Annotated in this window: 19 protein-coding genes and 1 pseudogene; 18 read left to right on the forward strand and 2 right to left on the reverse strand. The window is 69.6% G+C overall.

The annotated features are described in order from the left end of the window. Window positions 1–50: 50 nt before the first annotated feature. The 8 genes from DEH84_RS02735 to DEH84_RS02770 all read left to right on the forward strand — a co-directional run bounded on the left by DEH84_RS02735 (window position 51) and on the right by DEH84_RS02770 (window position 8,560). A complete protein-coding gene (locus DEH84_RS02735) occupies window positions 51–1,220 on the forward strand; it encodes a muconate/chloromuconate family cycloisomerase (protein ID WP_109034559.1) in 1,170 nt (389 codons plus the stop codon). Between the two features lie 31 nt (window positions 1,221–1,251). Then, the gene (catC, locus tag DEH84_RS02740; protein WP_109034561.1) at window positions 1,252–1,542 is read left to right on the forward strand and encodes a muconolactone Delta-isomerase; all 291 of its coding nucleotides are present in this window, start codon (window positions 1,252–1,254) and stop codon (window positions 1,540–1,542) included. Window positions 1,543–1,588: 46 nt separating this feature from the next. Further along, window positions 1,589–2,497, forward strand: coding sequence for a dioxygenase family protein (locus DEH84_RS02745; RefSeq protein WP_245932735.1), 909 nt, complete (start codon window positions 1,589–1,591; stop codon window positions 2,495–2,497). 126 nt (window positions 2,498–2,623) lie between these two features. Next, window positions 2,624–6,268, forward strand: a complete 3,645-nt coding sequence (locus DEH84_RS02750; protein ID WP_159098821.1) for a DUF748 domain-containing protein — start codon at window positions 2,624–2,626, stop codon at window positions 6,266–6,268. A 111-nt stretch (window positions 6,269–6,379) separates the two neighbouring features. Beyond that, a complete protein-coding gene (locus tag DEH84_RS02755; protein WP_109034568.1) occupies window positions 6,380–6,676 on the forward strand; it encodes a flagellar basal body protein in 297 nt (98 codons plus the stop codon). 43 nt (window positions 6,677–6,719) lie between these two features. Further along, window positions 6,720–7,955 (forward strand): DNA polymerase IV, encoded by a 1,236-nt coding sequence (gene dinB, locus DEH84_RS02760; protein ID WP_109034570.1) that lies wholly within the window; start codon window positions 6,720–6,722, stop codon window positions 7,953–7,955. A 57-nt stretch (window positions 7,956–8,012) separates the two neighbouring features. Continuing rightward, window positions 8,013–8,231 (forward strand): hypothetical protein, encoded by a 219-nt coding sequence (locus DEH84_RS02765; protein WP_109034572.1) that lies wholly within the window; start codon window positions 8,013–8,015, stop codon window positions 8,229–8,231. Window positions 8,232–8,242: 11 nt separating this feature from the next. Then, window positions 8,243–8,560, forward strand: coding sequence for a 2Fe-2S iron-sulfur cluster-binding protein (locus tag DEH84_RS02770; RefSeq protein WP_109034574.1), 318 nt, complete (start codon window positions 8,243–8,245; stop codon window positions 8,558–8,560). Here the strand turns inward: DEH84_RS02770 and DEH84_RS02775 are convergent. Beyond that, window positions 8,536–8,787 (reverse strand): DUF1653 domain-containing protein, encoded by a 252-nt coding sequence (locus DEH84_RS02775; RefSeq protein ID WP_109038175.1) that lies wholly within the window; start codon window positions 8,785–8,787, stop codon window positions 8,536–8,538. The genes DEH84_RS02770 and DEH84_RS02775 overlap by 25 nt on opposite strands. Before the next feature lie 89 nt (window positions 8,788–8,876). On the opposite strand from DEH84_RS02775, the gene DEH84_RS02780 reads away from it, so the two are divergent. Both DEH84_RS02780 and DEH84_RS02785 read left to right on the forward strand, forming a co-directional pair. After that, on the forward strand, window positions 8,877–9,584 hold the full coding sequence (locus DEH84_RS02780) for a glutathione binding-like protein (RefSeq protein ID WP_109034576.1): 708 nt from the start codon (window positions 8,877–8,879) through the stop codon (window positions 9,582–9,584). A 77-nt stretch (window positions 9,585–9,661) separates the two neighbouring features. Beyond that, window positions 9,662–11,524 carry a polysaccharide biosynthesis protein gene (locus tag DEH84_RS02785; RefSeq protein ID WP_109034578.1) on the forward strand — a complete coding sequence of 621 codons (1,863 nt, stop codon included), beginning with the start codon at window positions 9,662–9,664 and terminating at the stop codon, window positions 11,522–11,524. A gap of 16 nt (window positions 11,525–11,540) precedes the next feature. Here DEH84_RS02785 and DEH84_RS02790 read toward each other — a convergent pair whose 3' ends face one another. Next, window positions 11,541–14,294: a CHASE domain-containing protein gene (locus DEH84_RS02790; protein WP_159098822.1), complete on the reverse strand. Its 2,754-nt coding sequence runs from the start codon at window positions 14,292–14,294 to the stop codon at window positions 11,541–11,543. A gap of 172 nt (window positions 14,295–14,466) precedes the next feature. On the opposite strand from DEH84_RS02790, the gene DEH84_RS02795 reads away from it, so the two are divergent. The 8 genes and pseudogenes from DEH84_RS02795 to cgtA all read left to right on the forward strand — a co-directional run. Next, window positions 14,467–15,438 (forward strand): MBL fold metallo-hydrolase, encoded by a 972-nt coding sequence (locus tag DEH84_RS02795; protein WP_109034582.1) that lies wholly within the window; start codon window positions 14,467–14,469, stop codon window positions 15,436–15,438. Between the two features lie 196 nt (window positions 15,439–15,634). Next, on the forward strand, window positions 15,635–17,083 hold the full coding sequence (locus DEH84_RS02800; protein ID WP_109038176.1) for a S41 family peptidase: 1,449 nt from the start codon (window positions 15,635–15,637) through the stop codon (window positions 17,081–17,083). Beyond that, window positions 17,080–17,874 (forward strand): HesA/MoeB/ThiF family protein, encoded by a 795-nt coding sequence (locus tag DEH84_RS02805; RefSeq protein ID WP_109034584.1) that lies wholly within the window; start codon window positions 17,080–17,082, stop codon window positions 17,872–17,874. The genes DEH84_RS02800 and DEH84_RS02805 overlap by 4 nt, the downstream gene beginning before the upstream one ends. 126 nt (window positions 17,875–18,000) lie before the next feature. Further along, on the forward strand, window positions 18,001–18,906 hold the full coding sequence (locus DEH84_RS02810) for an LOG family protein (RefSeq protein ID WP_109034586.1): 906 nt from the start codon (window positions 18,001–18,003) through the stop codon (window positions 18,904–18,906). Window positions 18,907–18,992: 86 nt separating this feature from the next. Then, window positions 18,993–20,279 carry a patatin-like phospholipase family protein gene (locus tag DEH84_RS02815; protein WP_109034588.1) on the forward strand — a complete coding sequence of 429 codons (1,287 nt, stop codon included), beginning with the start codon at window positions 18,993–18,995 and terminating at the stop codon, window positions 20,277–20,279. Between the two features lie 74 nt (window positions 20,280–20,353). Then, complete coding sequence (gene rplU / locus DEH84_RS02820) at window positions 20,354–20,665, forward strand: 50S ribosomal protein L21 (protein ID WP_109034590.1); 312 nt, start codon at window positions 20,354–20,356, stop codon at window positions 20,663–20,665. Window positions 20,666–20,710: 45 nt separating this feature from the next. Further along, window positions 20,711–20,968, forward strand: coding sequence for a 50S ribosomal protein L27 (gene rpmA, locus DEH84_RS02825; RefSeq protein ID WP_109034592.1), 258 nt, complete (start codon window positions 20,711–20,713; stop codon window positions 20,966–20,968). A 215-nt stretch (window positions 20,969–21,183) separates the two neighbouring features. After that, window positions 21,184–22,290, forward strand: a pseudogene (cgtA, locus tag DEH84_RS19705) (Obg family GTPase CgtA); the annotation flags it as partial. Window positions 22,291–22,582: the final 292 nt, after the last annotated feature.

The following is a 22,582-nucleotide window of genomic DNA, read 5'->3' on the forward strand; positions in this document are numbered from 1 at the left end:
GCGTACACGAGGATCATTTCTCCACACCCTCAGCCGAACCCATACCTCCCATGTCTGCTTCTTCTCCTCAAGTCCGTATCGAGGCCATCGAAGCCATCCTCGTCGATCTGCCGACCATCCGCCCGCACAAGCTGGCGATGACGGTGATGCACGGTCAGACCCTCGTGATCGTGCGGCTGCACTGCAGTGACGGCACCATCGGCATCGGCGAGACGACCAGCATCGGTGGCCTCGCCTACGGCGAGCAGTCGCCGGAAAGCGTCAAGCTGGCCATCGACCGCTACATCACGCCGCTGCTGGTTGGCGAAGACGCCTCGGCCGTGCAGGCTGCGATGCAGCGTGTGGGCAAGCAGGTGCAGGGCAACTCGCACGCCAAGTGCGCGGTGGAAACGGCCCTGCTGGACGCGCTGGGCCACCGCCTGGGCCTGCCCGTGCATGCCCTGCTGGGGGGCACCGCCCAGACCAGTCTGCCGGTGCTGTGGACGCTGGCCAGCGGTGACGCTGCGCGCGATGTGGACGAAGGCCTCTCGCTGATCGAGCAGCGTCGCCACAACGTGTTCAAGCTCAAGGTGGGCCGCCGCCCGGTGGCCGAGGACGTGGCCCACGTGGCCGCCATCCGCAAGGGGCTGGGCGATGCCATCCAGCTCACGATCGACGTGAACCAGGCGTGGAACGAGGCCCAGGCCATGGAGGGCATGGCCGCGATGCAGGAGCTCGGCATCATGCTGGTCGAGCAGCCCATCCACGGCCGCAACCGCCGCGCCATGGCCCGCCTGAGTGCCCGCTTCGATGTGCCGCTGATGGCCGACGAGGGCTTCAACGACGCGATGGACGCTTACGAGATCGCCCAACTGGGTGCGGCCGACATCCTCGCGCTCAAGACCGCCAAGGCGGGTGGCCTGGCTGCGGTGCTGAAGGCCGCCACGGTGGGCGAGGCCGCGGGTCTGGGCCTGTACGGCGGCACCATGCTGGAAGGCACGATCGGCTCGATCGCATCGGCCCATGCGTTTGCTGCCGGCCCGGCCATGTACTGGGGCACCGAGCTGTTCGGCCCGCTGCTGCTGAAGGACGACATCGTGCAGCAGCGCCCCGTCTACCGCGACTTCGCGCTGCAGATGCCGGCCGGCCCGGGCCTGGGCCTCGCGCTCGACCTCGACAAGCTGGCGCACTACCGCCGTGACCCGGATCGCGTCCGCCCGGTTGGCGCCGCCGGCCTCTGATCCCCTCTCGCTCATTCCCCAGGAGACCCCGATGCTGTTTCACGTCCAGATGACCGTGCGCCTGCCGCATGACATGCCGGCCGACGTGGCCGACGAACTCAAGGCCCGTGAGAAGGCCATGGCGCAAAGCCTGCAGCGCGATGGCACGTGGCGCCACCTCTGGCGCATCGCCGGCCGCTACGCCAACGTCAGCATCTTCGATGTCGACAGCCCGGCTGCCCTGCACGATGTGCTGTCGCGCCTGCCGCTGTTCCCGTACATGGACATCGAGGTGCAGGCCCTGTGCCGGCATGCCTCGTCCATCCACGATGACGACCGCTGAGTCGCCCTTTTCATCACCCCAAGGAGACAATGTGAGCAAGAACGAAATGAGCAAGCAGGCGCTGCTTGACCGCGTCAACACGGTCCGCATTGCCGACGGCAACGAGCGCGTGCGCGCCCTCACGGCCCGCATCGTGGGCGATCTGTTCAAGACCATCGACGAGATGGACGTGCAGCCCGACGAGTTCTGGGCCGCCACCGACTGGCTGGCCCGCCTGGGCGCCACCGGCCAGATCGGCCTGATCACCGCCGGGCTGGGCTTCGACCGCCTGCTCGACATCCGCATGGACGAGGCCGACGAACGTGCTGGCATCGCCAAGGGCACGCCGCGCGCCATCGAAGGCCCGCTGTATGTGGCCGGTGCTCCGCTGTCGAAGTACGAGACGTGTCTGGACGAAGGCGCCGAGCTCAAGGGCGAGACCTTCGTGATGGAAGGCCGTGTGCTTGACGCCAAGGGCCAGCCGGTGGCCGGCGCCCTCGTCGACGTGTGGCATGCCAACGACCAGGGCCGCTACTCGCACTTCGACCCGGCCCAGCCTGCCTACAACCTGCGTCGCCGCATCGAGACCGACGCTGAAGGCCGCTACCGCTTCCGCAGCAAGCTGCCGCCGGGCTATGCCATCCCGCCGAACAGCCCCACGTCGGAACTGTTCGACGCCCTCGGTCGCCATGGCAACCGGCCGGCCCACGTGCACTTCATGGTTGCGGCCCCGGGCCAGCGCCTGCTGACCACCCAGGTCAACATCTCGGGCGACCCGTACAACGACGACGACTTTGCCTTTGCGACCCGCGACGGCCTGGTGGTCGAGGTGGAGTCCGGCGTGTCGGCTGCAGGGTACGAATCGCTGGGCGTGACGGGCTCGATCGGCCGCGTGCGCTTCGACTTCGTGCTGCAGCCCGCCCGCACCGAGGACGAGTCGGCCCCCAAGTCGCGCATGGCTCGCGCTTTGGGCTGATGCGGCCCGGCAGGCATGGGGCCTTGCGGGGTCCCCGTGGCCTGACCCCGGCGGTATGATTTCCATCGCCCCCATGCCGTCCCGGCATCGGGGGCGATGTGCTTTCTGTCAGCCGAGGTTTTTTGCATGGACCAGCCCGGGAATGTCCCGTCGCCCGCCGATCCCGCCGCCCGTGCCCGCGGGGGCCGTTGGTGGCGCTGGCCGCTGGGCCTTGGCGTGGCGGCTGCAGCCTGGACGGGGCTCGTGGGTGCCTGGCTGCCGGGCTTCATCAAGCCGCGCGTGGAGCAGGCGGCCACCGAGGCCTTGGGGACACCCGTTTCACTCGACGCGGTGGCCCTGCAGCCCTGGACGCTGACGCTCACCGTTGAGGGTGCCCGCGTGGGGCCCGCCCATGCACCGTATCTGCGGGTGCAGCAAGCCCAGGTGCAGATCTCGGCCGAATCGCTGTGGCGCCTGGCACCCGTGGTGCGCCGCGCGACCGTGCGGGGGCCGCAACTCTTCATCGAACGACAGACGCCGGATCGGTTCAACTTCAGCCCGGTGCTCGACCACCTGCGCGCGCAACCGAGTGAGCCCGACACCGGCGAGCCGGCCCGGTTTGCCGTGCACAACATCCGCCTGGAGGGCGGGGCGGTGCGCTATGTCGACCGCGTGCTGAACCAGTCCCACCAGGTCGACCAGATCACCCTCGGCGTGCCCTTTCTCTCCAACCTGCCGAGTTTCGTGACGGTGGATGTGGAGCCGGTGCTGTCGGCCCGGGTCAATGGCAGCCCGCTGCGCATCGAGGGCCGCAGCCAGCCCTTCTCGGCCACCCGCACGTCGACGATGTCGCTGGCCTGGCAGGGCGTGAAGCTGCCGCAATGGCTGGAGGCCGCACGGCCGCTGCTGCCGGCAGGCTGGCAGGTGCAGATGCCATCGGGCGAACTGACCACGGCGTTGACGGTGCGCTTCGAGGCCCGGCCCGCGCCGGCCGTGCCCAGCGTGCTGATCGAAGGCCAGGCCACCGTCCGGGCGCTGTCGGTGCAGGCCACCGGGTTGCCGGGTGTGGGGCCGTTGGAAGCAGGCTGGCGCGAACTGGCCGTGACCGGCGTGGCGGTGCGTCCGCTGGAGCGGCAGGCGCGCGTCGGGCAGATTGCGCTGTCCGGGCTGACGGCGGCGGTGCATCCGCAGGCTGATGCGGCGCCGGTGAAACCCGTGGCGTCGCGTGCGCAGGTGGCCTCGGCCCCGGCCACGCCTGAAGCGGGCTGGCGCTGGCAGGTCGATGCCCTGAAGGTCGAGGCCCCGCAACTGGCCGTGCAGACCCAGGCCGCAGCCGCCTGGCCCACGCTGCAGACCGTGAAGCTCGATGTGCGGGGGCTGAACGCCGCCCCGTCCAGCCCGCCCGCCACCTGGCAGCTGGCACTGAACGACGCGGCGGGCGCGCGCATCCAGGCGCAAGGCGACCTCCATGTGGCCGCGCACCATGCCAGCGCCCGCATCGACGTGGCCGAGCTGTCCTTGCCCCACTGGACCGCCCCGCTGGCCGACGTGCCCGCCTGGCGCGCCCTCCCGCTGCAGCCGCAGAAGGGGGCCGTGTCGCTCAAGACCGCGCTGAAGGCCCGGTGGGATGGCGAGGGTGCGGTGGACGTGCAGGCCGACGCGCTGAGCGTGGCCGACCTCCAGTCCCGGCCTGCGCGCGCAGCCCGCGGTGTCGACGACCGGATCGACTGGCAGAAGCTGGCGCTGGCCGGCGTCGTGGCCCGCGTGGAGGGCGGTGCGGTGCAGACCGTCTCGATCGACAACGTGGCCCTGACCGGGCTGGATGCGCGCGTGCGCCGCGACGGGCAGGGCCGGGTGCTCGGACTGGGCGGCCCGTCCGCCACTTCGAAAGCCCGCACGCCCCCTGCGGCGCCGGCCGCCGCCGCGCCACGCTGGACGGTGGGGCGTGTGCAATGCGAGGGCTGCCAGCTGCGTTTCGTCGACGAGAGGGTCGAGCCCGCCGCGCGGTTCGACACCAGCCGGCTGGCGCTGACCGTGGAGGGGCTCTCGCATGACCTGCGCCGCCCGCTGGCGGTCGACCTCGACACCCGGGCGCAGGGCAAGGGGGAGCTGCGTTTCAAGGGCACGGTGCGGCCCCAGCCCCTGTCGGTGCAGGCCCAGGTGGCCGTGCGCAACCTCGAGGTCGGTGCGGTGCGGCCCTACCTCGATCCGCTGCTCAACGTCAGCCTGGCGCGTGCGCAGGCCCAGGCGGCGGGGCGCCTGCAGCTGCAGGACGACCCCCGCAAGGGCCTGAGCGCCCGCTACCAGGGCCGCGCCGGCATCACAGGGCTGCGCGTGCTCGACCGCCTCAACGAGGCCGACTTCCTTACGTGGCAGACGCTCGCGCTCGACAACCTCGATGTGCGCTGGGCCGCCCACGCGCCGCTGGATGCCGACCTCGGCCGCATCCGCCTGCAGGGCTTTTACGGCCGCGTGATCGTCAACCCCGATGGCCGCCTCAACCTGGCTCACATCGTGCGCCAGCCCGATGAAGAGGCCGCCCGCTCGCTCACCACGCCAGCCGCGTCAGGCGCGGCATCCGCGCCGGTGCCGGCTGCCGCAGCGTCCGCGCCAGCGGCCCCCGCACACCGGCTGCGCTGGCAGCAGATCCAGTTGGCCGACGGTCGCGTCGATTTCACCGACAACTTCATCCAGCCCAACTACTCGGCCCGCCTCACGCAGGTCGAAGGCACGATCTCGGCCGTGTCCTCCGAGCGCACCGAGCCGGCCGAGGTCCGCATTGCGGGCGCGGTCGACGACGCCGCGCCGCTGCGCATCACCGGCAAGCTGCACCCGCTGGGCCCGCGGCTCTACACCGACATCCAGGGCTCGGCCAAGGGGATCGAGCTCACGCGGCTGACGCCTTATGCCGCCCGCTATGCCGGCTACGCCATCGACAAGGGCACCCTCTCGGTGAACGTGCACTACCAGGTGGATGGCGGACAGCTCAAGGCCACGAACCAGGTCTTCCTCGATCAGCTCACCTTCGGCGACAAGGTCGACAGCCCCGATGCCACCAGCCTGCCCGTGCGCCTGGCCGTGTCGCTGCTGAAGAACCGCCAGGGCGAGATCGACATCAACCTGCCGATCTCTGGCTCACTCGATGAGCCAGAGTTCTCGGTGGGCGGCATCATCTGGCGCGTGTTCGTCAACCTGATCACCAAGGCCGTGACGGCGCCGTTTTCGCTGCTGTCCGGCGGCGGCAGCGAAGAGCTGGGCTTCGTGCCGTTCGCACCCGGCAGCACCGAGCTGGACGCCACCGCCCGCCAGCGCCTCACCACGCTGGCTGCAGAGCTGGCCGACCGCCCCGCGCTCAAGCTCGAGGCCACCGGACAGGCCGACCCGGCCGCCGACACCGAAGGCCTGCGCACGGCCCATGTCGAGCGCCTGATGCGCGAGGCCAAGGCCCGTGCCACGCGCCAGCCCCTGGCCGAAGTCACCGTGGCCGAGTCCGAGCGCCTGACCTGGCTGAGCGCTGCCTACAAGGCCGCCGACATCCAGAAGCCGCGCAACCTGGTCGGCCTGGCCAAGGCGTTGCCGGCCGACGAGATGACGGCCCGGCTCCGGGCCAGCGCGCCGGTGGACGCCCGTGCGCTGCGCGAGCTGGCCGACCGCCGGGGCGACGCGGTCAAGGCCTTCCTCGCCACCCAGTTGCCGCCCGAGCGCGTGATGCTGACGGCCTCGCGGGTGGATGGCGAGCTGCCGCGCGGCGAGACGGGGCCCGCCACGCGCGTGCAATTTGCCATCCGATGAAAAGCGGCGGCAAACGGCCGCTTTTCCGGTAATCGGCCACGCCGGGATCCGGCAGGGCCATGGTGTTCGGCGCCGTTCGGCCTCACCATGCCGGACAGGAGGTGAACCACCATGGGTGCTTCGTCCATCGCGCTGAGCGGCGTGCACGCCGCAAGCCTGCGGCTCGACACCGCTGCGCACAACGTCGCCAACATCGAGACCCCCGATTTCCGCCGCCAGCAGACGCTGCAGCGCACACTCGAGCCCGCGGGCGTGGCCACCAGCGTCACGCAGTCCGACACCACGGGCGCGGCGCTCGAGCGCGACCTCATCGACCAGCAGGCCGCGAGCTACGAGTACATGGCGGCCCTCGGCGTGATCCGCACCGAAAACCGCATGATGGGCAGCCTGCTCGACGAGGAGGCCTGATCCCACCCGGCCGAACGGCTACGATCGGGGCGCCCACCGCCCCATGACCCACGCCACGCCCGAGGCGCCAGCCGACATCCCGTCGCCGCGCCGTTTCATCGCCCACCTCGACATGGACGCCTTCTACGCGTCCGTCGAATTGCTGCGCTATCCCGAGCTGCGCGGCCTGCCTGTCGTCATCGGCGGGGGGCGGCGACATCAGCCCGAGCCCCAGCCTGACGGCACCCGTCGCTTTGCCACGCTGCGCGACTACGCCGGCCGCGGCGTCATCACCACCGCCACCTACCCGGCCCGCGCCCTGGGCGTGCATTCCGGCATGGGGCTGATGAAGGCGGCCGCGCTGGCGCCCGAGGCCGTGCTGCTGCCGGTGGATTTCGATCGCTACCGGCACTTCTCGCGGCTGTTCAAACAGGCGGTCGTCGCCATCGCGCCCGTGATGGAAGACCGGGGCATCGACGAGATCTACCTCGACCTCACGGAGGTGCCCGGCGCACAGGACGCGGTGGACGGCGACCCGCTGGGCGGGGTGCGCGCTGTGGGGCAGCGCCTCAAGCAGGCCGTGCACGAGGCCACCGGGCTGACCTGCTCCGTCGGCGTCACGCCCAACAAGCTGCTGTCCAAGATCTGCTCCGACCTCGACAAGCCCGATGGCCTGACCCTGCTGATGCCCGACGACATCCCGGCGCGCATCTGGCCCTTGCCGGCCAGCCGCATCAACGGCATCGGCCCGAAAGCCAGCGAGAAGCTCGCGCGCCTGGGCGTGCGCACCATCGGCGAGCTGGCGGCCGCCGAGCTGGCCTGGCTGGTCGAGCACTTCGGCGCCACCTACGGCGCCTGGCTGCACGCCGCGGCCCACGGTCAGGACGACCGGCCCGTGGTCACCTGGCGCGAGCCGAAATCCCTCAGCCGCGAGACCACGTTCGAGCGCGACCTCGACCCCCGGCAGGACAAGGCCACGCTCACCCTGCTGTTCACCCGCCTGTGTGAGCAGGTGGCCGCCGACCTTGAGCGCAAGGGCTACCGGGGTCGCACCGTCGCGGTCAAGCTCCGCTATGCCGACTTCCACATCGTCACGCGCTCGGTCAGCCTGCCCGAGCCCACGCGCGACGCGCAAGTGATCCGCTTGTGGGCCGGCCGCGCCCTGAAGACGGCACCGCTCGACCAGCGTCTGCGCCTGCTGGGCGTGCGCATCGACCGCCTAGTGACCGAGGCCGACGCCGCCGCAGCCGAGGCCGCCCCCGTGCCGACCTCGCTGCCGCTGTTCCCCGGTGAGCCCTGACATCCCGGCGACAATGGCAGGTTGAATCCACCCAATGATTGCCGTACCGGGAGTGCCATGCTGCGTCGCCTTGCCCTGCTTGCCTTTGTCTGCGCCTGCCTGCCGGGCTGTGCCGTGGTGGCCGTGGCCGATGCGGCGGTGTCTGTGGTGGCCACGACCGTGTCGGTCGGTGCCACGGTGGTCGAGACCGCGGTCGACGTGACGGCCGCCGGGGTGAAGGCCGCGACCGGCAGTGGCGACGCGCCCGCGGTGGACCAGGCCCCCGCGCAACCCTGAGGCCGACCCCGATGTGGCAGGTCCGCATCGAGCCGCTTGGCGCCACCTTCGGGTGCGACGCCACCGAGTCGGTGCTCGAGGCCGCGCAGCGTGCCGGCGTCCACCTGCCGCGCTCGTGCCGCAACGGCAGCTGCCGCACCTGCCTGTGCCATTTGCGGTCGGGCGAACTGGCCTACCGCATCGACTGGCCCAGCCTCAGCCCGGACGACAAGGACGAAGGCGCCATGCTGCCCTGCGTGGCCCTGCCACGCAGCGACCTCATGGTCTGGGCCCCGCAGGCCCGCCCCGTGAACGCGGACGGCGATCAGTCAGCGGCCGGCCCCACGTAGCGGAAACGCGGCACCGTCTGCCCACCCACTTCCACCGTGCCGGTGAACATCGCATAAGGCCGCACCCACAGCGCGCCCTCGCCATACAGCGGCCGGTACACCACCAGGGGCTCCAGCGTCTCGCTGTGGCGGGCGACGCCGATCACCTCGTAGGGCAGGCGCTTGTAATGCTCGTACCGACCGGTCGGCAGCGAGGGCAGGGGCGGAAGGGGTTCACCAGCAGACATGCCCTCATTGTCCCGCAGGCCTTGGGCTGGCGGCATGATGAGGGCCATCGTCCTCGCGACCCCTGTCTCACCTTGCCACCTTCTGCGCCATGATCGACCTTTACTACTGGGCCACGCCCAACGGCCACAAGATCACGCTGTTCCTGGAAGAGGCCGGCCTGCCGTATCGGCTCATCCCGGTCAACATCGGCGCCGGCGACCAGTTCCAGCCCGATTTCCTGAAGATCGCGCCCAACAACCGCATCCCCGCCATCGTCGACACGGCGCCAGCCGATGGCGGCGCGCCGCTGAGCCTGTTCGAATCCGGCGCCATCCTGCTCTACCTGGCCGACAAGACCGGCCGGTTCATCCCGGCCGACCTGCGCGGGCGCAACGAGGCGCTGCAGTGGCTGTTCTGGCAGATGGGCGGCCTCGGCCCCATGGCCGGCCAGAACCACCACTTCGGCACCTACGCGCCGGAAAAGCTGCCCTACGCCATCGAGCGCTATGTGAAGGAAACCGCGCGTCTGTATGCCGTGCTCGACCGCCACCTGGCCGACCGCGACTTCATCGTCGATGGGCAGTACTCGATCGCCGACATGGCCTGCTACCCCTGGATCGTGCCGCACGAACGCCAGCAGCAGCGCCTGGAAGACTTCCCCCACCTGAAGCGCTGGTTCGACGCCATCGCCGCGCGGCCCGCCACGCAGCGGGCCTACGGCCGCGCCGCCGAGGTCAACCCGGCCGGCACGCCCACGGTGAACGAGGCCTCCCGCAAGGTGCTGTTCGGGCAGGACGCCACCACGATCCGCCGCTGACCGGGCGCCCGGCGCCGCAGGCACGGCACAATGTCGGGTTGCCCCCGTCCGCCGGGGCGCCGCCGTGCCCGCCCACCATGCTCTGGACCTCGCTGAACCGCTTTCTCGACACGCTTCGCCCCCGTCGCCAGGCCGTCGTGCTGCTGGCCGACGCCCTGCTGATCGTGCTGGCGTGGCACACCACCTACCTCTTCCGCCTCGGTGTCGAGCGCTGGCTGCACGAGCGCCCCAGTTACGACGGCAGCGTGCTGCTCTGCGTGATCGCGGTCTACAGCGTGGTCTCGTGGGCGCTGGGCGTGCCTCGCGCCAGCTGGCGCTACACGGGCTTCCATGACATCACCCGCCTTGCCTGGGTCTGCCTGGGTGCGGGCCTGGCCAGCGCCGTCGTCGTGCTCATGGCCCAGCTGGTCGAGATCCCGCGGGCCGTGCTGGCCCTGCACCCCGTGTTCACGCTGGTGATGCTGTCGTTGGGCCGCATGACCATCCGCATGCTCAGCGAGCAATCGCGCGCGCGCCGTTTTGGCGGCCAGCCTGGCACCCAGCGTGCGCTCGTGCTGGGCGCCGGGGCAGCGGCCAAGCTGCTCATCGCCGGCATCCAGCACCGCGGCTGGACGGTGGTCGGCCTGCTCGACGACGACGTCAGCAAGCAAGGCAGCCGCATCGCAGGCCTCACCGTGTGGGGCGGGCTCGAGCGCTTGAAGGAGCCCGGCACGCTGGATGACGTCACCCACCTCGTGCTGGCGATGCCGTCGGCGACGCAGGAGCAACGCCAGCGCGCCATCGACCTCGCCACCGACACCGGCCTGCCCGTGGTCACCGTGCCCTCGGCCGATGAGCTGCGCGAAGGCCGCTCGCGCATCGACCGCGTGCGCGACATCGAACCGGAAGACCTGCTGGGCCGCGAGCCCGTCAAACTCGACGAAAGCGCGGTGTCGTCGCTGATCAGCGGCCAGACGGTGCTGGTCACGGGCGCCGGGGGCTCGATCGGCTCCGAGTTGTGCCGCCAGATCGCCCGCTTCGGCCCCAGCCGCCTCGTGCTGTTCGAGCTCAGCGAATTCGCCCTCTATCAGATCGAGCAGGATCTGGGCGAGCACTTCCCGCACCTGCCGCTGGTGCGCCTGGTCGGCGACGTGAAGGACCTGGACGCGTTGCGCCGCGCCATGGCCGCCCACCAGCCCGACCTCGTCTTCCACGCTGCGGCCTACAAGCACGTGCCGCTGATGGAAGACGACAACGCGTGGATCGCGCTGCGCAACAACACGCTGGGCACCTTCCGCGTGGCCCAGGCCGCGGCCGAGCACGGCGTGAAGCGCTTCGTGCTGATCTCGACCGACAAGGCCGTGAACCCGACCAACGTGATGGGCGCCACCAAGCGCGCCGCCGAGATGGTGGTGTCGCACTGGGCCGCCCAGGCGCCCGGCACGCGCTTCATGGCCGTGCGCTTCGGCAACGTGCTGGGCTCCAGCGGCAGCGTCATCCCGAAGTTCAAGGAGCAGATCGCCCGGGGCGGTCCGGTCACCGTCACCCACCCGGAGATCACCCGCTACTTCATGACCATTCCCGAGGCAGCCCAGCTCGTGCTGCAGGCCGCGGCGCTGGCCGAAACCGGGCAGGTCTTCGTGATGGACATGGGCAAGTCGGTGAAGATCGCTGACCTGGCTCGCCAGCTGATCCACCTCAGCGGCCACACCGAGGCCGAGATCCCCATCGTGTTCAGCGGCCTGCGCCCTGGCGAAAAGCTCTATGAAGAGCTGCTGGCCGATGCCGACACCACGCTGCCCACGCCGCACCCGCGGCTGAGGCTGGCGCAGCTGCGTGGCGAGTTGCCGCCCGACTGGATCGGCCGCCTGCTGACGCTGGCCGACGACGAGGCTGCCGCCACCCCGGCCGTGCTGCGCGCCCGCCTGCACGCCCTCGTGCCCGAGTACGCGCCCCGCTGAAACGGCAAGCCCAGGCTCAGGCCGGCGGCAACAGCTCGTCGACCTGCTGCAGCAGCGCCGGCACCTGTACCGGCTTGGTCAGGTAACAACTGGCGCCGGCGGCAAACGCCGCGTCGATCTGCTCGGGCATCGCGTCGGCCGAGATCACGACCACCGGGATGCTGGCCGTGTCCGGGTTCAGGCGCACCTGCTTGAGCATCTCCAGGCCCGACGCGTCGGGCAGGTTGATGTCCAGCAGGATCAACGCTGGCGTGCCCTCGCGCCCTTCATGCAACTGCTGGATCGCGCCCTGCACCGTGGTGGCGGTCTGCAGCTGCACCCACGGCCGGGCGCGCAGGGCCGCACGGATCACCTCGGTGTTGGTGGCGTTGTCTTCCACCAGCAGCACCATGCGGCTCGGCCGGGGGGCAGCGGGGCTGGACGCCGTCGGTGCCGTGGCGGCCGGTGGAGGCGGGGCCTCGGGCGTCAGCACCACCGCCGGCAGGCTCAGCGTGAAGGTCGACCCCTTGCCTTCCTCGCTGCGCGCGCGCAACTCGCCGCCCATCAGCTGCGCCAGGTGACGGCTGATCACCAGGCCGATCCCCGTGCCGTCCGGCACCAGCGACTCGCGCCCCAGACGGTTGAAGGGCTGGAACAGCTGCGCCTGCTGCGCTTCGCTCATGCCCAGGCCGTTGTCGCTCACCGCGATTTCCAGCCGCGACGCGCCCTGCGCCGGTTGCTGCCGCTGCACGGCCACCTTCACCTCGCCGCCCGGCCGGTTGTACTTGATGGCGTTGGTCAGCAGGTTGGTCAGGATCTGGCGCAGTCGCGTCGGGTCGGCCTGCACACCCCAGTGCATGGGCACGCGGTCCGGCCAGACCAGGGTGATGCGGCGCTGCCGAGCCTGCGTCTCCACCAGTCCGGCCACCGCCGTGAGCGCCTCGCGCACCGATTGCGGCCGGGTGTCCAGCCGCACCGTGCCGGCATCCAGCCGCGAGATGTCCAGCACGTCGTCGATCATGTCCAGCAGGTGCCAGCCGGCCTGCTGAATCTGCTGCACGCGCGCCACCTGCGAGGGCGGCAGCGGGTTCGTCTGGTCGATCTCCATGACCTGTGCAAAACCCAGCACCGCGTTCAGCGGCGTGCGCAGTTCATGGCTCATGCGTGACAGGAAGGCACTCTTGGCCTGGCTGGCCGATTCGGCGGCAGCCCGTTGTGCGCGGGCCTCCTCCATCGCGGCCTGCACGCGGCGGGTGTGGCCCGTCATCACCAGCAACAGCGTGCCCAGTGCCGCCGCGAAGGCCACGCCGCCCACCGCAAACAGCCACGCAGACTGGCCCTCGGCCAGCGGCACCGGCTCGTTCGTCCACGTCAGCAGCGCCCACTGTGCCCCCGCAAAATCGATTGGCACCACCTCGCTCAGCAGGACGCCGGCGGGCACCACGCCACCCGGGCACGCAGACGGCCCGCCGAGCACCTGGACCACCGCCGCGGTCCGGTCCACCAGACAGGCCGACAGGTAGCCCGGCCGGTTGCGCAGGATGTTGCCCAGCGCGTCCTCCATCCGCATCGTGATGAACACACCACCCAGCGTCGACTGCACCCGTGCCTGCGGGGTGAAGGGCTGGCCGTCGTAGATGGGAAGGTAGATCACCACCCCCTGCTGCGAGCCTGTCTCCTGCGCCAGGCGGAATCCGCGGGTCGCGATGGGGCGGTCCTCGCGGCGGGCGCGCTCGAAGGCTTCGCGCGTCACCGGGCGCGACAGCACGTTGAAGCCCAGCGCGGCCCGATTGCGCTCCTGCGGCTCGATGAAGCGCAGGAGGACCAGCTCGTCGCCCGAGGGCGGTTCCCGCGCCACGCCGTCGAAGGCCCGGTAGTCCGGGACGCCGTTGGCGCGCATGTGACCTTCGAACACCAGCAGATCACGGGCCCAGACCCGTTCCGCCCAGCCCATACCGTGCACCCCGGTCAACCCCGAAAGCCAGTACCGGGACGCGCGCCTGAACTCGTCGGCCTCCACCAGGTCGGAGGCCGCGTACACACTGCGCAGGGATTCCAACGCATCCAGATAGTCACCCAGTTGCTGACGCAGGGTGTGGACGGTGGCCGTCACGTCGTGCTCGAAAAGATCCCGGTTGCGACGGGCCTCCCAGGTCTGCACCTGGTGGATGCTCAGCGACAGCAGCACGGTGGCCAGCGCCATCGGCAGGCCCACGGTGACGCGCCGCGCGCGCCACAACGCCGTGGGCCGGCCGGTGAAGGTCAGCATGAGCGGCGCGCCCACGAGCACGCCCAGCAGGTCGCCGCCCCACCATTTCAGCCATGCACTGACCGCGCCGTCCAGCGGCAGGAGGCCCAGCGCCAGCAACCCGGCCACGGACACCGTCGCGTTCACCACGCTGGCCACCGGGCCGGCCAGCGCCATGAAGCGGACCACCCGGCGTGGCCGATCGAGCTCCAGTCCCGCGCGCCCGTCCTGGCCCAGAATCAGCTTCGAGCCCACCCAGGCCTGCAGGCCGGCGCCCAGGCCGCTGATCAGGGCCTGCACCCACATGGCCGGCGGCATGGGCCCCGGCCCGCTCAGATGCAGCGAGAGCACGACGGTGACCGCCCCGAGGCCAACGGGCACCGCCATCCAGCGGCCCCACCCCAGAACGGCGCCCAGCCCCAGCCCGGCGGCCAGGTAAAGCGGCGAGGCAAACCCCCCGGGAGGCACCAGCCACAGGGCGGCCAGACCAGCCGTGGTGTAGATCAGCCAGGTGAGCAGACCATGCGGCCAGACTGCAGGCATGGAAGTCAGGAGGCGCATTGCGCAGGAGGTGGAGTGCCAACTCTTGTGATGTTGTAGGCAAACCATAGCACCCGGCGACCCGTTTGTGTCACGGGGGCATTCGTCGTGGCGCCCGTCTGTGGCGCCGTGTCTCTTCTAGACTGTTCGGCATCTCGGTTTTCCAGGAGCCTTCATGTCGATCCGTCTTGCCCGGGGCCTTGCGCCGTTCGTTCTCGGACTGTCCGTGCTGGGTGCCGTGGCCCCCGCCGCCCGGGCCGAAGCCCCCCAGCAGAAGACCCAGGTGCCCGGCTACTACCGGCAGATGGTCGGGACCTTCGAGGTGACCGCGCTGTACGACGGGCAGATCATGCTCGATGCAAAGCTGCTGAAGAATGCCTCCGCCACGGACATCCAGAAGCTGTTGGCACGCCAGTTCCGCACCACGCCCACGCCCACGGCCGTGATTGCCTTCCTGATCAACACCGGCGAGCGTCTGGTGCTGGTGGACGCCGGTGCCGGGCGCTTCTTCGGGCCGGGCCTGGGACAGGTCGTTCCCAGCCTCAAGGCCGCCGGCTACCAGCCCGAGCAGGTCGACGCGGTGCTGCTGACCCACCTGCATGGCGACCACGTCGGCGGGCTGGTGCAGGACGGCCAGGCCGTCTTCCCCAAGGCCACCGTGTACGCCTCGGCGGGCGATGCCGGGCACTGGCTCAGCCCCGATGTGGCGGCCAAGGCCCCGGAAGGCGCCCAGCGTTTCTTCAAGATGGCGCAGGACGGCGTGGCGCCTTACGTCAAGGCGGGTGCGTTCAAGACCTTCAGCGGCGATGCCGAGATCCTGCCGGGTATCGCGCCGGTCAAGTCCCACGGCCACACGCCGGGGCACACCAGCTACCTGCTGCAGTCGCGTGGGCAGCAACTGCTGGTGTGGGGAGACATCGTTCACAACGCGGCGGTGCAGTTCGCGCGGCCCCAGGTCACCATCGAGTTCGATGCCGACAGCAAGCAGGCGCTTGCCACCCGACTGAAGCTCTTCGGCTGGACCGCCAAGGACGCCCTGCTTGTGGCCGGCGCCCACCTGCCGTTCCCCGGCCTGGGCCAGGTGCGCGCCGACGGGCAGGGCCGCTTCAGCTGGGTGCCGGTCGACTACGCGCCGATCGCCCCCTGAACGCAGCGCCCCCGCCCATGCGCCTGGCGTGCCCTCGGTGTGCACCGGATGCCACCGAAATGCACCCGGCGTCCGATTGGCAGGTGGTCATGGCCTTATTCCGCGCCGAGCGCCTGCGCACGACCCTATACTGACCGTTCATTCGTCTGCCCACCGACACGGGCCGCGAAGCTGGCTTCACAAGGCAATGATCGCCATGACCTCCAAATTCAAGATCGCGGGCTGGGTTGCGCTGGGCGCCCTGGCTGGCGGCCTCACCACGCTGCAACTCGGTGCCACGGCGCGCAACACGGTGGCGCCGCTGCCGCTGGAAGAAATGCAGCAACTTGCCGCGGTGTTCGGCATGATCAAGACCGACTACGTGGAGCCGGTCGACGAGAAGAAGCTCATCAGTGACGCCATCGGCGGCATGGTTTCCGGGCTCGACCCGCATTCCGTCTACTTCGACAAGACCAGCTTCAAGGAATTCCGCGAAGGCACCACCGGCCGCTTCGTGGGGGTCGGCATCGAGATCGGCATGGAAGACGGCCTGGTCAAGGTCGTGTCGCCCATCGAGGGCTCGCCCGCGTTCCGCGCCGGCATGAAGAGCGGCGACCTGATCACCAAGATCGACGACACCTTCGTCAAGGGCCTCACCATGGACCAGGCCGTCAAGCGCATGCGCGGCGAGCCCAACACCAAGGTGGTCCTCACCATCTTCCGCAAGACCGAAAACCGCAGCTTCCCCGTCACCATCGTGCGCGAGGAGATCCGCGTGCAGTCGGTGCGCACGAAGATGATCGAACCCGGCTATGGCTGGGTGCGCATCAGCCAGTTCCAGGACCGCACCGTCGACGACTTCGTCACCAAGGTCAACGCGCTCTACAAGGAAGACCCCAAGCTGAAGGGCCTGGTGCTCGACCTGCGCAACGACCCGGGTGGCCTGCTGGAGGGCGCCATCGCGATCTCGGCCGCCTTCCTGCCCAAGGACGTCGTCGTGGTGTCCACCAATGGCCAGCTGCCTGAATCGAAGGCCACCTTCAAGGCCCGCGCCGAAGACTACTCGCGCCGCTTCGGCACCGACCCGCTGGCCAAGCTGCCGGCCGCGCTCAAGACCGTGCCGCTGGTGGTGCTGGTCAACGAAGGCTCGGCTTCGGCCTCCGAGATCGTCTCGGGCGCGCTGCAGGACCACAAGCGCGCCACCGTCATGGGTGGCCAGACCTTCGGCAAGGGCTCGGTGCAGACCGTGCGCCAGCTGACGGCCGACACCGCGCTCAAGATCACCACGGCCCGCTACTACACCCCCAGTGGCCGCTCGATCCAGGCCCGCGGCATCGTGCCGGACGTGATGGTCGACGAAAGCGTCGAAGGCAACCTGTATTCGGCCCTGCGCATGCGCGAAGCCGACCTGGAAAAGCACATCGGCAGCGGCCAGGGCAAGGAAGAGAAGGACGCCGCCCGCGAGAAGGCCCGCGAGGAAGCGATGAAGAAGCTGGAAGAGCTCAACGGCAACGGCAAGAAGAACGAGCCGCCGAAGCCGCTGCCCGAGTTCGGCTCGGCCGAAGACTTCCCGCTGCTGCAGGCCCTCAACCAGCTCAAGGGCAAGCCGGTTGCCGTCTCCAAGACCATGACCGAGCGCAAGCCGGAAGAGAACCAGGCGCAGTGAACGACGACCAGCGGCTGCGCTACAGCCGCCATCTGCTGCTCGACGAGTTCAGCGAGGCCGCGCAAGATCACCTGCTCGCCAGCCGCGCGCTGGTGATCGGGGCAGGGGGGCTGGGTGCGCCCGCCCTGCTGTACCTGGCCTCGGCCGGGGTCGGTGCCATCACGGTGGTCGACCCCGACGAGGTGGACCTCACCAACCTGCAGCGCCAGGTCGTCCACGCCACCGACCGCATCGGCCAGCCCAAGGTGCACTCCGCGCGCACCGCGCTGGCCGCGCTCAACCCCGGCGTGCAGGTCGAGCCCCTCCACCAGCGCGCCGACGAGGCCCTGCTGCGCCGCGAAGTGCCGCGGGCGCAGGTCGTGCTCGACTGCACCGACAACTTCGCCACCCGCCAGCTCGTCAACCGCGTCTGCCATGAAGCGGGTGTGCCGTTGGTGTCGGCTTCGGCGCTGCGCTTCGACGGGCAGATCAGCGTCTTCGACCCGCGTGATGCGGCGAGCCCCTGTTACGCCTGCCTCTTCCCCCCCGACACCCCGCCCGAGGAAGCACGCTGCGCGCTGCTGGGCATCTTCGCGCCCGTGGTGGGCGTGATGGGCGTGATGCAGGCGGGCGAGGCGCTCAAGCTGCTGCTGCAGTCTGGCCCCGATGGGCGCTGGCACGGGCACCAGAGCCTGGCCGGGCGCCTGTTGATGCTGGATGGCCGCAACTGGCGCTGGACCGAGATGCGTGCGCGCCGGCAACCGGACTGTGCCGTCTGTGGCGGCCACGAGCCCCACGCCCCCGGGCACTGACGGGATTTCGCAACTGCCCCCCGGCTTGCGCGCTGTTTCGCGTGTCGGGCCTGTGAGCGCGGCTGCATACTGGGTTCCCGACGTGCTTGCGTCGGCATGTGGGAAACCCCTCTCAGGATCGCCAGCATGAACAACCCGAATGAGCTGCTCGAACGCAACTTCCCGACTGCGGACCAGGATGTCCGCCGGGCCCCGAAACCCTCGCTCTACGGCGGGCCGGACAGCAGTTACGACCTCGCCTTCGCCGACCCCGAGTTCCTGCTGCATCCCGAGCTGCGCCCGGTGCGCATGCAGCTCGAGCTGCTCAAGCCCGAGATGGTGCAGCGCGACGAGCAGATCGAATCCACGATCGTCCTGTTCGGCAGCGCCCGCATCCTGCCCGCCGAGGCGGCCAACGCCCTCCTGCAGGAAGCCATGGACCTGCCGCCCGGACACGAACGCGATTTCGCGGTCCGCCAGGCACAGCGCCACCTCGACATGTCGCGCTACTACGAGGAAGCCCGCGCCTTCGCGGCCCTCGTCACCACCGCGTCGGCCCAGCTCGATGCGCCCATCTACGTCGTGACGGGCGGTGGCCCCGGCGTCATGGAGGCCGGCAACCGCGGTGCCCACGAAGTGGGCGGCAAGAGCATCGGCCTGAACATCGTGTTGCCGCACGAGCAGGAGCCCAACCCTTACATCACGCCGCGGCTGTGCTTTCAGTTCCACTACTTTGCGCTGCGCAAGATGCACTTCCTGATGCGCTCGGTGGCGCTCGTGTGCTTCCCCGGCGGCTTCGGCACACTGGATGAGCTTTTTGAAGTGCTCACGCTGATGCAGACCGGCAAGTGTCGCAAGCGCCCGGTGCTGCTGTTCGGCCGCGAGTTCTGGACCAAGCTCATCAACTTCGATCACCTGATCGAGACCGGCCTGATCAGCCCGCAGGACGTCAACCTGTTCCGCTACGTCGAGACCGCCGACGAGGCCTGGGCCACGCTGCAGCGGGTCTACGGCCTCGGCCAGCCCGAGCAGGACACCGCCTGCGGCTGGTGAGCGGCGGGGCAGGGCACCGTCGCGTGTCCGCCCCCGACTGTGCGGGGCCCCTTCAATCCGAGGCTGACGCAGGCCGATAAACCGCCATGAGCCCCTCCGGAAAGACCGCCCTCATCCTCACGGGCGGTGGCGCGCGCGCCGCCTACCAGGTCGGTGTGCTGCAGGCCCTGCAGCACATCCGGCACGACTGCGCGCAGCCCCGGCGGCGCAATCCCTTCCAGATCATCTGCGGCACCTCGGCCGGGGCCATCAACGGCCTGGCGCTCGCGTGCCGCGCCGACCACTATGACCTCGCCGTGCGCGCCATGGTCGAGGTCTGGCGCGACTTCCGATCCGAACAGGTCTACCGCTCCGACTCCTTCGGCGTCATCCAGACGGGCGCCAAATGGCTGACGCTGTTCTCGCTGGGCTGGGCCCTGGCGCGGTGGCGCCGCGCGCGGCCCCGTTCCCTGCTCGACAACGAGCCGCTGCGCCACTTCCTGCCCACGCTGTTCCGCACCGACCGCCTGCCGCGACTGATGGCCGAAGGCCACCTGGATGCGGTGGCGGTGTCGGCCTCGAGCTACACCACCGGTGAGCACGTCACCTTCTACGACAGTGCACAGCCCGTTGCCCCGTGGACGCGCTCGCAGCGGCTCAGCGTGCAGGCCCCCCTGGCCATCGACCACCTGATGGCCTCCTCGGCCATCCCCTTCGTGTTTCCCGCCGTGCGCCTGGGTGTGGACGGCCGACCGCACTGGCTGGGCGACGGCTCGATGCGCCAGGCTGCGCCCATCTCGCCGGCCATCCACCTGGGGGCCGACCGCGTGTTCGTGATCGGCGCGGGCCGGCTGCACGAGCCGGCCGAACCGCGGCGTGCGTCGTCCGACTACCCGAATCTGGCGACCATCGCCGGCCACGCCATGTCCAGCATCTTCCTGGACGCTCTGGCGGTCGACATCGAGCGCCTCCAGCGCGTCAACAAGACGCTGGCGCTGCTGTCCCCCGAGCAGCGCGCGGCCACCGGCCTGCGTCAGGTCGACGTGCTGGTGATCGCGCCCAGCCAGCGCATCGACGACATCGCGGCCCGCCACCTGTGGGCCCTGCCACCCGCGGTGCGCGCCATGCTGCGCGCAGTGGGCGTGTACGGCAGCGGCAAGGCGGCGCGCGGCACCGCCCTGGCCAGCTACCTGCTGTTCGAATCGTCGTTCACGCGCGAGCTGATCCACCTCGGCTTTGCCGACGCCCTGGCCAAGCGCGCCGAGGTCGAGGCCTTCTTTGGCTGGCAGCGGCGCCCCGTGCAGGGCGACGAGCCGGCCGGTCTGCAGCCCGCTCTGGGGGCGGCCGACATGCCGGACCCGCCCGGCACCCGCGACGTGCCTTTACATCATTGACCGCCTGTGCTAGAGTGGAGAGCTTCGCCCTTTGATGGGTGAAGAAAGTTCTTTTCCCTTCGAAAGGTCTCAACATGTACGCGGTCATAAAAACCGGCGGCAAGCAATACAAGGTTGCTGCTGGCGAAAAAATTAAAGTAGAACAGATTGCTGCGGAAGTTGGCCAAGAGATCGTGATCGACCAGGTTCTGGCAGTCGGCTCCGGCGCTGAACTCAAGGTTGGTTCCCCTCTGGTGGCTGGCGCAACCGTCAAAGCAACCGTGGTGGCCCATGGCCGTCACGACAAGGTCCGCATCTTCAAGATGCGTCGCCGCAAGCACTACCAGAAGCGCCAAGGTCACCGTCAGAACTTCACCGAGCTGCAAATCAGCGCCGTGAACGCCTGATCTCGCGCCTTCATCGTCTAACTTCAGTACCCAAGGAGCAGATCCATGGCACAGAAAAAAGGCGGCGGTTCCACACGGAACGGCCGTGATTCGCAACCCAAGATGCTGGGCGTGAAGGTGTTTGGCGGCCAAGTCGTGCCCGCCGGCTCCATCATCGTCCGTCAACGTGGCACCCGCTTCCATGCTGGCACCAACGTCGGCACCGGCCGCGACCACACGCTGTTCGCCCTGGTGGACGGCACCGTGTCCTTCGCCGTGAAGGGCTCGCAAAACCGCAAGACCGTCGTCGTCACGCCGGTCTGAGGGTCGACATGACCTGGCGGGCCGCTTCGTGTGGCCCGCGTCACGAGCCCCGGTCCGCCGGGGCTTTTGTTTTTTGAAGGCCCCTGCCATCCGCAGCCACGCCTCGACGGCCAGCCGCATCGCGCCGGCCTTCCCTGCGCAACCCCATCCTCCGGGTTGCATCCCCGCGAGATAATGGCGGTTTTCGCGCCCGCATCCCCAGTTCAGGACACCCCATGAAATTCGTCGATGAAGCCACCATTGATGTGGCTGCCGGCAACGGCGGCAGCGGTTGCATCAGCTTCCGTCGCGAGAAGTTCATCCCCTTCGGCGGCCCCAACGGCGGCGATGGCGGGCGGGGCGGGCACGTCTTTGTCGTGGCCGACCGCAACATCAACACCCTGATCGACTACCGCTACGCGCGTCGCCATGAGGCCCGCAACGGCGAGCAGGGGCGGGGCTCCGACCAGTTCGGCGCGGCCGGCGAAGACATCGTGCTGCGCATGCCGGTGGGCACCATCATCCGCAACTTCGAGACCGGCGAGGTGATGCTCGAACTGCTGGAGCACGGCGAGCAGAAGCTGCTGGCCAAGGGCGGCGACGGCGGCTTCGGCAACCTGCACTACAAGACCAGCACCAACCGGGCCCCGCGCAAGAAGACGCCGGGCTGGCCGGGCGAGATGTTCAAGCTCAAGCTCGAACTGCGCGTGCTGGCCGATGTGGGCCTGCTGGGCATGCCCAACGCTGGCAAGTCCACCCTGATTGCCGCGATCTCGAACGCCCGTCCGAAGATCGCCGACTACCCCTTCACGACGCTGCACCCGAACCTGGGTGTCGTGCGCGCCGGCCCCGAAAAGAGTTTCGTGGTCGCCGACATTCCCGGTCTGATCGAAGGCGCCTCCGAAGGCGCCGGCCTGGGCCACTACTTTCTGCGTCACCTGCAGCGCACCCGACTGCTGCTGCATGTGGTCGATCTTGCGCCGTTCGACGATTCCGACCCGGTCCAGCAGGCCCGGGCCATCGTCAACGAGCTCAAGATCTATGACCAGGCGCTTTACGAGAAGCCGCGCTGGCTCGTGCTCAACAAGCTGGACATGATCCAGCCGGAAGAGCGCGTGGCCAAGGTGCTGGAGTTCGTCCGCCGTTATGGGTGGAAGGGCCCGGTGTTCCAGATCTCTGCGCTCACGCGTGCGGGCTGTGAACAGCTGGTCCAGACGATCTACCAGCATGTGGCGAGCATGCAGGAGCACCACCGCGACGCCGACGTGCGTTTCGATGTGGAGGCCAACCTGCCCATGGCGACCGACCTGATGGCCCAGGCCGGTCTACGTTACGACGACGACCTGGAAGCCCTGGTCAAACCGAAGAAAGACAACGTGAAGACTGCTGCCAAGACCCCCGCCAAGACCGCCACGAAAAAGGCTGCCGCGCAGAAGGAGAGCGCGAAGGCCACCGTGAAGAAGGCCACCGTGGCCGCCGACGCGCCCGCCGTGAAGGCCGAAGCCGCCAAGGCACCGGCCCGCAAGGCGGCTGCCAAGCCCGCTGCCGTGAAGAAGGCCGCCCCGGCGAAGAAGGTCAAGGCCGCCGTTGTGCCGAAGGCAGTCAAGGCCGCCAAGCCGGTCAAGGCCGAGGCCA

The sequence above is a fragment of the Aquabacterium olei genome (assembly GCF_003100395.1).
GTDB classification, from domain to species: domain Bacteria; phylum Pseudomonadota; class Gammaproteobacteria; order Burkholderiales; family Burkholderiaceae_C; genus Aquabacterium; species Aquabacterium olei.

What these genes read in the sequence shown, in the direction of transcription:
- DEH84_RS02815 (WP_109034588.1), top strand. Translation starts at nt 18,993, where the DNA reads ATGAGCCCCTCCGGAAAGACCGCCCTCATCCTCACGGGCGGTGGCGCG.
- DEH84_RS02800 (WP_109038176.1), top strand. Translation starts at nt 15,635, where the DNA reads ATGACCTCCAAATTCAAGATCGCGGGCTGGGTTGCGCTGGGCGCCCTG.
- rpmA (WP_109034592.1), top strand. Translation starts at nt 20,711, where the DNA reads ATGGCACAGAAAAAAGGCGGCGGTTCCACACGGAACGGCCGTGATTCG.
- DEH84_RS02780 (WP_109034576.1), top strand. Translation starts at nt 8,877, where the DNA reads ATGATCGACCTTTACTACTGGGCCACGCCCAACGGCCACAAGATCACG.
- DEH84_RS02795 (WP_109034582.1), top strand. Translation starts at nt 14,467, where the DNA reads ATGTCGATCCGTCTTGCCCGGGGCCTTGCGCCGTTCGTTCTCGGACTG.
- DEH84_RS02770 (WP_109034574.1), top strand. Translation starts at nt 8,243, where the DNA reads ATGTGGCAGGTCCGCATCGAGCCGCTTGGCGCCACCTTCGGGTGCGAC.
- DEH84_RS02745 (WP_245932735.1), top strand. Translation starts at nt 1,589, where the DNA reads ATGAGCAAGCAGGCGCTGCTTGACCGCGTCAACACGGTCCGCATTGCC.
- catC (WP_109034561.1), top strand. Translation starts at nt 1,252, where the DNA reads ATGCTGTTTCACGTCCAGATGACCGTGCGCCTGCCGCATGACATGCCG.
- DEH84_RS02755 (WP_109034568.1), top strand. Translation starts at nt 6,380, where the DNA reads ATGGGTGCTTCGTCCATCGCGCTGAGCGGCGTGCACGCCGCAAGCCTG.
- DEH84_RS02785 (WP_109034578.1), top strand. Translation starts at nt 9,662, where the DNA reads ATGCTCTGGACCTCGCTGAACCGCTTTCTCGACACGCTTCGCCCCCGT.
- DEH84_RS02750 (WP_159098821.1), top strand. Translation starts at nt 2,624, where the DNA reads ATGGACCAGCCCGGGAATGTCCCGTCGCCCGCCGATCCCGCCGCCCGT.
- DEH84_RS02765 (WP_109034572.1), top strand. Translation starts at nt 8,013, where the DNA reads ATGCTGCGTCGCCTTGCCCTGCTTGCCTTTGTCTGCGCCTGCCTGCCG.
- rplU (WP_109034590.1), top strand. Translation starts at nt 20,354, where the DNA reads ATGTACGCGGTCATAAAAACCGGCGGCAAGCAATACAAGGTTGCTGCT.
- dinB (WP_109034570.1), top strand. Translation starts at nt 6,720, where the DNA reads ATGACCCACGCCACGCCCGAGGCGCCAGCCGACATCCCGTCGCCGCGC.
- DEH84_RS02775 (WP_109038175.1), bottom strand. Translation starts at nt 8,787, where the DNA reads ATGTCTGCTGGTGAACCCCTTCCGCCCCTGCCCTCGCTGCCGACCGGT.
- DEH84_RS02810 (WP_109034586.1), top strand. Translation starts at nt 18,001, where the DNA reads ATGAACAACCCGAATGAGCTGCTCGAACGCAACTTCCCGACTGCGGAC.
- DEH84_RS02735 (WP_109034559.1), top strand. Translation starts at nt 51, where the DNA reads ATGTCTGCTTCTTCTCCTCAAGTCCGTATCGAGGCCATCGAAGCCATC.
- DEH84_RS02790 (WP_159098822.1), bottom strand. Translation starts at nt 14,294, where the DNA reads ATGCCTGCAGTCTGGCCGCATGGTCTGCTCACCTGGCTGATCTACACC.